The following is a 10,769-nucleotide window of genomic DNA, read 5'->3' as shown; positions in this document are numbered from 1 at the left end:
CGCGCAAGAATTTCTTCTTGTTCCTGAAAGAGTGCGAGTTCCGTTTCAACTATGGGACACCCCGTCAGCAGCTCAATACGCTGCGGGACTGGGTGGGGCTATAACTCTTATCTAGGACAGCCCCAAGAAAAATGCTTTGTTTTGAATCACAAGCCCGCGCGAGCGATGCCGACGCAGGGCTCTACATACGGGACATCCCTGTCCCGATGAAAAACGGCCTGCATCCATGCAGCCCGCCCTCCGGGTCTTCGATTGCCTTCGCTAGTGCTCGGCAACGCACAGCCAAACCCAAAGCTTCAGTAGGGAATCAGAGCACTGCGATGCTATCCCCTGTAGGAGCGGCGTGAGCCGCGACCACGAGACGCATCGAGACAAAAACGCCGATGCCTACCATCGAAGCAACGTGCTTTCGCGAGGGTAGGAGCGGCGCAAGCCGCGATCACGAATATGCGAACGGCAGCGCGGGCAATCGAGGTTGCGCAGTCGCGGCTTGCGCCGCTCCTACCCAAGAGCAGATGCGACCCGTCGGCCGTTGCAGTCGCAGTTGCCGTTGCCGTTGCCGTTGCCGTTGCCGTGAAAGCTTGGCGCAGAACCGAACTCACGATGCGATCGTAGACCCGGAGGGCGGCGCACAGGACGTGCGCCGTTTTTCGATAAGACAAGGATGTCTTATCGGAAAATCCCCGCGAACGCACCGAACTCGCAAGGGAGCTTCGTCAAGGAAGGCCTTTTCTTTGGTTAGCTTTCTTTTGGGCCAGCAAAAGAAAGTAACCCGGCCGCGTCAGCGGACGGAAGCTTTAGATCTTGATGTTGCTTCACCGCTCTACGGTAAGAAACGCCGCAACGGTCAGCTACGCGGTCGCGGCTCACGCCGCTCCTACAGAGGTTGCGGCGAGATGCGCCGCGAGATTGAAACGGCGCGGTCGCGGCTTGCGCCGCTCCTACCCAAGAGCGGTCGCTAAACAGGCAACGGTTGCCGTTGCCGTTGCCGTTGCCGTTGCCGTTGCCATGATGAGCCTGGCGCAGCCCCGAATTTGCGATGCAACCGTAAACCCGGAGTCGACGCGCAGCAAGCGAGTCTCAACCGCCCCGCTCGCCCGCCTCCGCCTCCAACACCGCCGAAGGATAACGCCGCCGCCATTCCGCCAGCGTCTGTGCGCAGTGCGCCGGAATCAGCCAAGCCCCCGGATGGGTATCGCGGAAACGCGTCAGTCGCCGCAAGGTGTCGCGGTAGGCGCTCGTGTCGTCCATCGCCAGTTGCCGGGTCAACCACGGCAAATCCTGGCCGAGATCGAGTTGCTCGCGGCGCCAGAACGCATCGGCGGTGAGGATCACCCGTTCGCCCTCGCCGCTGCGCAAGGCCAGGCCGATCTGGCCGCGCGCATGGCCCGGCAAGGGCACCGCGAACAGGCTGCCATCGCCGAACAGGTCCCAGCCTTCGCCGCCGAGCGTCGCCAGATCGCCGTCGAGCCCGCGCCGGCCGCGTTCGTCGAGCAATTGCAGGCGCGCGGCGAAATCCGCCGGCAGCAGTTCCTTCCAGATCTGCGCATGCAGCAGGCCGAACCAGCCCGAGTCCTCGACTTGCCGCCAGGCATCGGCATGGGCGACGAAACGCGCCTGCGGAAACTGGCCGAGCCCGCCGATGTGGTCGGGATGGAAATGGCTGAGCACGACCATGCGCACCGCGTCGCGAGCCAACTCGCGCCGATGCAGCAACGCCGCCGCATCGGTATGCGGTGCGGAGCAGACATGGATGACGCGACCGTAGATCCAGCGCAGGCCGCGCCGCATCGCCTGGCGCGCCTGCGGGCCATAGCCGCAGTCGAACAGGATCGCGCCCTGCACCGGATGTTCGATCAAAGCCCAGCCGGCCGGAAAGGTCATCGCCGCACCGGCGTCGAGACCGAGGTGGCGCGGGTCGGCGCAGCTGTGGCCGGATACGCCGAGGGTCAGTACGACCTCGCCGCTCACCGTCGCGCCTCCGCGCGCGCCAGTTCGGCGAAGGTGCTGCTCAGCGCATCGTCCATCGCCACGCGCGGGCGATAGTCGAGTTCGCTGCGGGCGCGGCCGATGTCGAGGGTCATGTCGACGCTGAGCAATTCGACGCCGTAACGCAGCAGCGGCGGCTCGCGACCAGGGCTGAAACGGCGATACCAGGCCTCGACGCCGCTCGCCAAGGCCAGCGCCAGCGGCTGGGACATGCGCCGGGTGGGCCGCGGCAACGACAAGGCATCGGCCAGTCGATCGATGACGCCCCAGATCGCGACCGGTTCGCCGTTGCTGATGTTGTAGACGCGGCCGCTCAATCGCCATGAAGCGTCGATCGCCAACACGATCGCGTCGACGACGTTGTCGATATAGGTCAGGTCGACTTGGCAATCCTCGCGGCCGATCCGGCGCAGCCGGCCGCTGCGCAGCGCCTGCGCCAGGCGCGGCAGGATCGCGCTGTCGCCATGGCCGAAGATCGCCCGCGGCCGCAGCGCCAGGGCGGACACGCCGCCGGCCGCGCAGCGCTCGAATACGCGCCGCTCGGCGACCAGCTTGGTCGCGACGTAGTCGTTGACCGAACGCACCGGCAGGGGATGGTCTTCGCGGATGCCCAGATGCGGGCGGCCGTCGTGATAGATGCCGGGCGTGGAGATATGCACCAGCCGCCGCACCTGGCGCGCGATGCAGGCAGAGACGACGTGATCGGTGGCGTCGATGTTGGCGGCGACGAAATCGGCGCGCTGCCCCCACGGGCTCGACAAGGCCGCCGAGTGCACGACGATGTCGGCGCCGCGCAAGGCGCGATGCACCGCGGCCTCGTCGGTCAGGTCGACGGCGACGAATTCGATGCCCTGCGCCTGCAGCGCGCGGCCGCGTGCGGGGTCGCGGCCGAGGCCGACGACCTGGGTCCAGGGACGCGTCGCGGCCAGATGGCGCGCAAGTGCGCCACCGACGAAACCGGTCGCGCCGGTGACCACGATGCGTTGTGTCGTCATGCGTCCCTGCCCTTGCGGACCGTCCGCGAGCACGGCGCCTTCGTCATGGCATCCGAACGTGTCGTCGCCATGAACCGACACCGCGTCGACGGACCGACAGCGCAGCGCCCGGCGATGCTTGCGCGCCGATGGAGGCCGGGGCCCGGCCGGTGCCTGAGTTTCGCGAGGGCGGCGCTGCCCGCCGCAAGGGCCGCGATGTCCTTCGATTCGGTATCCATGGTTCGCGATCAGTATGGGCCCTGAGGCCGGTTTTGCCGATACGGCGGACCGGCCGCAGCACGGCGCCGACCCGGCCCTGGCCTCGACCACTGGCCAGGCCGGCCCGGTATCGACGATCCTGCACATCGCAGCCGCATGGACGGATGGCCGCCCTGCCCCGCCCCGCACCGCGACGCACCGACGACTCCAGCCGAGACTCCACACCGATGACTCCGTCCGCATGACCGCCGCCTCCACCGACACGACCGCCGCGACGTCGACCGAAGTGCCCCTGCCGCGGCGCATCGCCATGGTCCTGGCGACCATGACCATCGCGACCGTGTTCTATCTCGCGATCAACACCTATCCGTTGCGCGAGCCGCGGTTGTTGCCGCTGACCTTCGTCGACGACTGGGTCGGTTGGCAGGCGTGGACGATCTGGCCGTACTGGCTGTTGCTGTTCACCGGCCCGGCGCTGCTGCTGTCGATCCGCGAGCGCAGGCTGTTGCATGCGACCCTGCGCGCCTACGCCATCGCGATGTCGCTGAATGCCGCGATCTGGCTGACCTGGCCGACACGCATGCTGCGCGCGGGCCTGCCGGACGGCATGGACCCGCTCACCGCATTCGCCTGGCGCTGCCTGCACACGCTCGACGACGTCAACAACTGTTTCCCGTCCGGGCACATCACCATCCCGGCGGTGGTCGCGGTCGGCGCCGGCCTGCAATACCCGCGCGCGCAACCGTGGATCTGGCTGGCGCTGATCGCGCTCGCGCCGAGCGTGATCAGCACCGGCCAGCATTACGCCTGGGACATCGCCGGCGGCCTCGCCACCGCGACCATCGGTCTCTTGCTCGCCGGCGTGCCCTTGTGGCGTCCTGATGCGGCGCCGCAGCTGCAGCCGCTGTAAAACCCGGACCCGCTTCACTTCCGCACCACCGAGGACACGCCATGCCCGATCCCCACCCCAAACCCGGCCTGATCTCGCGCGGCGCGGTCGGATTCTGGTTCCTCGGCCTCGGCGTGCTCGGCCTGGTGCGCTCGCTGATGCGCGCCTACCGCGGCGGCGTGTTCGACGCCGATGCGATCACCTTGCTGTGGTTGATCGGCTCGATCCTGTTGACCGTGATGGGCGCGATGCGCGTCTGGCGGGCCTGGCGCGAAGGCAGCCTGCCTCGCGACTGAACCGACACCGCCGATCCGCCGCGACTGAGTGCGCATCGCCGCCGAGCCGGCACGAGCGACCCCAAGCGAAGCCAGCGCCCACGGGTCTAGCGGTTCCATGCAAGGCCGCCGGAGCGCCCCCCAGTATTCATCCGCGCGATCCTTCGAACCACTCCCGCGGCTTTGCGAAAACGCCCCGACAGGCGCAAGCTGTAAGGCCCCGACGCGTCATCATCACGCGAACTGCCTACGCTTCCTTTATGTCCGCACGCACCGTTTCCGAATTCACCCTCGACCCCGTCGACAGCGAACGCCTGGCGAACCTGAGCGGGCCCTTCAACGGCCATCTGCGCATGATCGAACTGCGCCTGGGCGTCGAGATCGCCAACCGCGGCAACGTGTTCCGCATCGACGGCCCGTCCGCCGCGGTCGGCCAGACCGAACGCCTGTTGCGCACTCTGTGGAAAGACTCCGCCGAGGAAACCCTGGACGAAGCCGCGATTCACCTGGCCCTGACCGAAACCGGCGCCGAGCAGACCATCGCCGGCGACATCGAGCCGCAGGAAGTCGCGATCCGGGTCAAGCGCGGCACCATCCGCGGCCGCGGCGCCAACCAGGCCAAGTACCTGCACGCGATCGCGACCCACGACATCAATTTCGGCATCGGTCCGGCCGGCACCGGCAAGACCTTCCTCGCCGTCGCCAGCGCGGTCGAAGCGCTCAACGAAACCCGTGTGCAGCGCCTGATCCTGGTGCGCCCGGCGGTCGAGGCCGGCGAAAAGCTCGGCTTCCTGCCCGGCGATCTCACCCAGAAGGTCGATCCGTATCTGCGCCCGCTGTACGACGCGCTGTACGAAATGCTCGGCGTCGAAAAAGTGGTCAAGTTGCTCGAACGCAACGTGATCGAGATCGCGCCGCTGGCCTATATGCGCGGCCGCACGCTCAACGACGCCTATGTGATCCTCGACGAAGCCCAGAACACCACCATCGAACAGATGAAGATGTTTCTGACCCGCATCGGCTACGGCAGCACCGCGGTGGTCACCGGCGACCTGACCCAGATCGATCTGCCCAAGCACCAGAAGTCGGGCCTGCGCGACGCGCTCGACGTGTTGCGCAACGTCAACGGCATCAGCTTCACCTTCTTCGAGGCCAAGGACGTGGTCCGGCACCCGCTGGTCGCGCGTATCGTCAGCGCTTACGACGCGCGCGACGCCAAGGACGTGGAGACCGGGCCGGGCGTCTGACCCAGCGCGGCCGCGGCCGGGCCCACGCGATCGGAGGATCGCGCTATCGCAGGACGGCGCTTCGGCCTGCGGTATCGACCAGCCACCACGAAGCGCAGGCCGCAAACCACGAACCGCCGAACAGTGAACCGCCGCGATGACCAAAGGTCCGATCCGTCTCGATGTCTCGATCAACTACGGCGTGCCGCGCAAGGGCCTGCCGGCGGCGAACAGCTTCCGCAAATGGGTCGCCGCGGCGCTGGAAGGGCGCATCCGCGAGGCCGACCTGGCGATCCGGGTCGTCGACAACAAGGAAGGCCGCTCGCTCAACCGCCATTACCGCGGCCGCGACTACGCCACGAATGTGCTCAGTTTCCCGGCCGACATGCCCGAGGGCCTGCCTGAAGGCGTGCGCCTGCCGCTGCTCGGCGACCTGGTGATCTGCGCGCCGGTGGTCGCACGCGAAGCCCGCGAACAGAAGAAGGCACTCAACGATCACTACGCCCACCTGACCGTGCACGGCACCTTGCACCTGCTGGGTTGGGACCACGAGGACGAACGCGAAGCCGAGTGCATGGAGCAGCTCGAACGCGAGATCCTCGCCAGCCTCGGCATCGCCGACCCGTACACCGAAGACTGACGCGGCCAGCGCGCAACGCAGACGCGGCCATCCAGGATCGGACTGGTACTTCACCAGTGTCGGCATAATCCCCGGACCGCTGTCGGTCGATTCCGACACTGCGCCGGCGACACTCGCATTGCTGCAAAGAAACGCCGTGAAACCGCACTGGTTTCCACCGATTCGCCCTGACGCGGGGCTGCCTGGCCCGATCCCGTCTTAACTTCCTCAGCGACGAATCCCCACTCCAGCGCGGGCGCATTTCCTATGCGCCGGCCTCGCGCCCCGGCCCAGACTGCGCCCATCGCAGGAAGGAGCCTGGTATGCCTCGGATGAAGGGAATCTCGTTGCTGGAAGTGGTGGCCGCCTTGGCCATCGTGTTCTTGTTGATCGGCGTGGCGATGCCGGCCTTGCTCAACGCGGTCGCGCGAGTGCGCATCGGCCACACCCGCATGGCCCTGGTCGACAGTTTCCTCATCGCCAATCGCCTCGCGGTGGCGGCCGGAAGCGCGACCGTGATGTGTCCCGCACCGGCGCAGGGCGGTTGCAGCGGCCGCCCCGATTGGAGCCGCGGCTGGCTGGTGTTCGCCGATGTCGATGGCGACCGCAAATTCACCGCCCGCGACACCCTGATCCAGCGTCGGCCGGCGCTCGGCGGCGATATCCGCCTGCACAGCAGCCTGGGCCGCACCCGCATCGTGTTCCAGCCCGACGGCGACATGGCCGGCACCAATCTGACTTTCACCCTGTGTTCGGAACATGCCGACCCGGCCGGTACGGTCGTGCTGTCGAATGCCGGCCGCTTCCACCTGGGCCAGGCGTCCACCGCCCAGATCCGCGGTTGCCGGGACGGCTGAACGCAGCGCCGGATCCACGCTGCGCCGGGTTTCGGCCTCGAACGGCGACCATCGTGGGTGGGTTCGCGGCGGCGATCGGGCCTGTTGCAGGATGGCTGCAAAGCGCGACCGGCAGCCCGCTCCCAGGGGCCGAACGGTGTCTTGACCGCCCCATGCCGACCTTCCGGGTTAGACTTGCGCCACAGCCCTCCCCCCGAGGGCCACAGTTCAAGAGTCGAATGTCCGAGGACGACAGTAGTAGCATCCACGCGCCGGAAATCCCCGAGAAACGGCGTTCCTGGCTCGACCGCATCAGTTCCGCGCTGTCGGGCGAACCCAGCTCCCGCGAAGATCTGGTCGAGTTGCTGCGCGATGCGCAATCCGACGGCCTGATCGCCGCCGACACCCTGCACATGATGGAAGGCGCCATCGCGGTCTCCGACCTCACCGTCGGCGACGTGATGATCCCGCGCTCGCAGATGATCGCGCTGCCGGCCGAGGCGAAGTTCCTCGACCTGATGAAGATGGTGGTCGAGTCCGGCCATTCGCGCTTCCCGGTGCACGGCGAAGACAAGGACGAGATCCTCGGCATCCTGCTGGCGAAAGACTTGTTGCGCGGCGTGGTCGCCGACAACGGCCCCGGCACCATCCACGAGCTGTTGCGTCCGGCGGTGTTGATTCCGGAATCCAAGCGCCTGGACGTGCTGCTGCGCGAGTTCCGCCAGTCGCGCAACCACATGGCCATCGTGATCGACGAGCACGGCGGCGTCGCCGGCCTGTTGACCATCGAGGACGTGCTGGAACAGATCGTCGGCGAGATCGACGACGAGCACGACGATGCCGAAGACCCGAACGCGCTGATCGCGGCCCAGGCCGACGGCCAGTACGTGGTCGACGCGCTGACCCCGATCGACGATTTCAACGAACGCTTCGGCGCCGATTTCGACGACGACGAATACGACACCATCGGCGGCCTGGTGACCGCGGCGATCGGGCACCTGCCCGAGGCCGGCGAAGAACTCACCCTCGACCGCTTCGTGTTCCGCGTGGCCAGCGCCGATGCACGGCGCGTGCACGCCTTCCACGTCGGCGTGCTCGGCAGCCTGTGATCGCCTGAGCGGCGCACGGCAAGCCCGTGCGGCGACGCCCATCCCGCGAAGAGGCGGCCTGTCCGGGCCGCCACGGCCTCTGAGCCGCCATGCCATCGGCACCGTTCCAGGCGCGGGCACGACCGGCGGGGCGTTCCAGCCATCCGCGGCCCGGCACCGATCAGCGCCCGCGGCCGCGACTTGGCCGCGGTGCGGCCCGCCCGTGAAAACTCGGCGAGAACCCCGCGGCCATGGCTGTTTACAATGGCGGCCATTCGCCTCGCCGGACCCTGTCGCCTGTGACCTCCACTCCCCGATTCGTCCGGTCGTTCGCTCTAGCCTGCCTGCTCCTGCTTCACAGCATCGCCTTCGCCGCTCCGAGCGGCACGCCGGTCGAAGCGGCGAAGCCCGCCGACGCGCCCGCGACCAGCACTGCGACGCCGCGGGTCGGCATGGTCACGATGCAGCCCGGCGAAGAGTTCTGGTCGCGTTTCGGCCACGACGCCCTGGTCGTGCTCGACCCCGCCAGCGGCCGCGCGATCTCATACAACTTCGGTTACTTCGATCCGAGCGAATCGGATTTCGTCCCGCGCTTCATCCGCAACGACATGCGCTATCGCCTGTTGGCCCTGCCGTTCGACGACGACATGGCGCAGTACGCGCAGGAAGGCCGCGGCGTGTCGGTGCAATGGCTGAACCTCACCCCGAAACAGGCGCGTGAGCTGGCCGAGGCGCTGCGCGTCAACGCCCTGCCCGAAAACGCCTACTACCGTTACCAGTACTTCGACGACAACTGCGCCACGCGCGTGCGCGACGCCATCGACAAGGTGCTCGGCGGCGAACTGCGCCGCCAGACCGAAGGCCGCTCGCACGGCAGCAGCTTCCGCAGCGAAGCGCTGCGCCTGTCGGCGCCGGAACCGTGGATGTGGCTGGTGCTCGACGTGATGATGGGCCCGGAAACCGACAAGCCGGTGCCGGTGTGGGCCGAGTCCTACGTCCCGAGCCGGCTCGCGGCGGCCTTGCGCGAGGTCAAGAACCTGCAGGGCGAACCCCTGGTCCAGGAAGAACGCCCGCTGCTGCCGCACAAGATCTCGCCCGAGCCCAAGGAGCGGCCGCTGCCGTGGTGGCCCTGGGCCCTGGCCGGCCTGGCGATCGCCGCGGCGCTGGCCTGGATCGGCGACCGCAGCCCGCGCGTGCTCGCGGTCGCGGCGCTGCCGCTGTGGGCGGTGCTCGGCCTGGTCGGCGCGGTCCTGCTCTACGCCTGGGTCGACACCGGCCACAACTACATCTGGGCCAACCGCAACCTGTTGCTGTTCAACCCGCTGTGCCTGCTGCTGTGGTTCGGCGGCTGGCGTGCGCTGCGCGGCCGCGAGACCGGCCCGGTGTTCGTCTGGTTGACCGGCCTGGTGGCGCTGTGCGCGCTGGCGGCCTTGTTCCTGTACTGGCTGCCGGTCTATCCGCAGCGCAATGCGCACTGGATCGCGCTGTGGCTGCCGATCCAGGTCGGGCTGTGGGCCGGATTCCGCAAAGCCGCCCGATTGCGCCTGGCGTGACGGCTTGCCGCAGCCGCCGCACGCGGGCAGGATTCGGGCCATGAGCGATTCCACCCTGCCCCAATGCGTCATCAACTGCGCGGCCTACAGCCGCGACGGCACCCGTCGCGACATCGGCCTGGATGCGATCAGCGACGTCCTGGCCGTCGACGACGGCAGCTTCGTCTGGGTCGGCCTGTACGAACCCGACGAAGGCATCCTCGACAAACTGCAGGAAGAGTTCTGCCTGCACGACCTCGCCGTCGAGGACGCCCACAACGCGCATCAACGGCCGAAGATCGAGTCCTACGGCAACTCGCTGTTCATCGCCATCCACACCGCGCAGAAGATCGACAACCGCATCCGCTTCGGCGAGACGCACATGTTCGTCGGCCCGCGTTATCTGGTGACGGTACGCCACGGCGCCTCGATCAGCTACAAGAGCGCACGCGCGCGCATCGAACGCGAGCCGGACTTGCTCGAACACGGGCCCGGCGCGGCGTTGTACGCGGTGTTCGACAGCGTGGTCGACAACTTCATGCCGATCGTCGAAGGCTTCACGCAGGAGCTCAACGAGCTCGAGAAGGACATTTTCGCCGAGGATTTCCGCAAGGAAACCGTGCAGGAGCTGTACGACCTCAAGCGCGAACTGACCCGCCTGCGCATGGCGGTGTCGCCCTTGCAGGACATCCTCGGCCAGCTCGCGCGCGCGCGCGGCGGCCTGGTCGACGAAGAAATCCAGTTGTACTTCCGCGACGTGCTCGACCACGCGGTACGCATCAACGAGACCACCGACACCTTGCGCGAAATGCTGACCGCCGCGGTCAGCGTCAACCTGTCGCTGGTGACCGTGCGTCAGGGCGAAGTGGTCAAGCGCCTCGGCGCCTGGGCCGCCCTGCTCGCCGCGCCGACCTTGATCGCGAGCTGGTACGGCATGAACTTCGTGCACATGCCCGAGTTGCCGGGGCAATGGAGCTATGCGGTCTTGATCGGCTCGGTGATCGCGATCTGCCTGGTGCTCTACATCGGCTTCAAGCGCGCTAAGTGGTTGTAGGGGCGTCCAGAGCAAATCCCCCCTGCCCCCCTTTGTCAAAGGGGGGAACAGCGATGACGAGGACAGCT

10 protein-coding genes and 1 pseudogene are annotated in these 10,769 nt (G+C 67.5%); 9 read left to right on the top strand and 2 right to left on the bottom strand.

Features of this window, described 5'->3' with window-relative positions; all coding sequences use genetic code 11:
* A pseudogene (locus tag ACTOWK_RS20850) lies at positions 1 to 104 on the top strand (IS1595 family transposase); the annotation flags it as partial.
* Between the two features lie 976 nt (positions 105 to 1,080).
* On the opposite strand, the gene ACTOWK_RS20845 reads toward ACTOWK_RS20850, so the two are convergent.
* On the bottom strand, positions 1,081 to 1,971 hold the full coding sequence (locus ACTOWK_RS20845) for an MBL fold metallo-hydrolase (protein WP_441332001.1): 891 nt from the start codon (positions 1,969 to 1,971) through the stop codon (positions 1,081 to 1,083).
* Complete coding sequence (locus tag ACTOWK_RS20840) at positions 1,968 to 2,984, bottom strand: NAD-dependent epimerase/dehydratase family protein (protein WP_441332000.1); 1,017 nt, start codon at positions 2,982 to 2,984, stop codon at positions 1,968 to 1,970. The genes ACTOWK_RS20845 and ACTOWK_RS20840 overlap by 4 nt, the downstream gene beginning before the upstream one ends.
* A 439-nt stretch (positions 2,985 to 3,423) precedes the next feature.
* Between ACTOWK_RS20840 and ACTOWK_RS20835 the strand changes: the two genes are divergently transcribed.
* The 8 genes from ACTOWK_RS20835 (at position 3,424) to corA (ending at position 10,701) form a co-directional block, all read left to right on the top strand.
* Positions 3,424 to 4,092: a phosphatase PAP2 family protein gene (locus ACTOWK_RS20835; RefSeq protein WP_441331999.1), complete on the top strand. Its 669-nt coding sequence runs from the start codon at positions 3,424 to 3,426 to the stop codon at positions 4,090 to 4,092.
* A 41-nt stretch (positions 4,093 to 4,133) separates the two neighbouring features.
* Entirely contained in the window at positions 4,134 to 4,367 is a 234-nt protein-coding gene (locus ACTOWK_RS20830; RefSeq protein ID WP_441331998.1) for a hypothetical protein, read from the top strand.
* Positions 4,368 to 4,606: 239 nt separating this feature from the next.
* Positions 4,607 to 5,593 (top strand): PhoH family protein, encoded by a 987-nt coding sequence (locus tag ACTOWK_RS20825; RefSeq protein WP_441331997.1) that lies wholly within the window; start codon positions 4,607 to 4,609, stop codon positions 5,591 to 5,593.
* Positions 5,594 to 5,729: 136 nt separating this feature from the next.
* Complete coding sequence (gene ybeY, locus ACTOWK_RS20820) at positions 5,730 to 6,212, top strand: rRNA maturation RNase YbeY (protein WP_408952982.1); 483 nt, start codon at positions 5,730 to 5,732, stop codon at positions 6,210 to 6,212.
* Between the two features lie 302 nt (positions 6,213 to 6,514).
* A complete protein-coding gene (locus tag ACTOWK_RS20815; protein ID WP_441331996.1) occupies positions 6,515 to 7,048 on the top strand; it encodes a GspH/FimT family pseudopilin in 534 nt (177 codons plus the stop codon).
* Between the two features lie 218 nt (positions 7,049 to 7,266).
* The gene (locus ACTOWK_RS20810; protein ID WP_441331995.1) at positions 7,267 to 8,136 is read left to right on the top strand and encodes an HlyC/CorC family transporter; all 870 of its coding nucleotides are present in this window, start codon (positions 7,267 to 7,269) and stop codon (positions 8,134 to 8,136) included.
* A 230-nt stretch (positions 8,137 to 8,366) separates the two neighbouring features.
* Positions 8,367 to 9,668 (top strand): lipoprotein N-acyltransferase Lnb domain-containing protein, encoded by a 1,302-nt coding sequence (locus tag ACTOWK_RS20805; protein ID WP_441331994.1) that lies wholly within the window; start codon positions 8,367 to 8,369, stop codon positions 9,666 to 9,668.
* Positions 9,669 to 9,708: 40 nt separating this feature from the next.
* Positions 9,709 to 10,701, top strand: coding sequence for a magnesium/cobalt transporter CorA (gene corA, locus ACTOWK_RS20800; RefSeq protein WP_441331993.1), 993 nt, complete (start codon positions 9,709 to 9,711; stop codon positions 10,699 to 10,701).
* The last annotated feature ends 68 nt before the right edge of the window (positions 10,702 to 10,769 follow it).

The organism is Lysobacter sp. CA196, assembly GCF_052078695.1.
In the GTDB taxonomy this organism is placed as follows: domain Bacteria; phylum Pseudomonadota; class Gammaproteobacteria; order Xanthomonadales; family Xanthomonadaceae; genus Lysobacter.
Note: the sequence above shows the minus strand (reverse complement) of the source record. Positions and strands in the feature narration are given on the sequence as shown.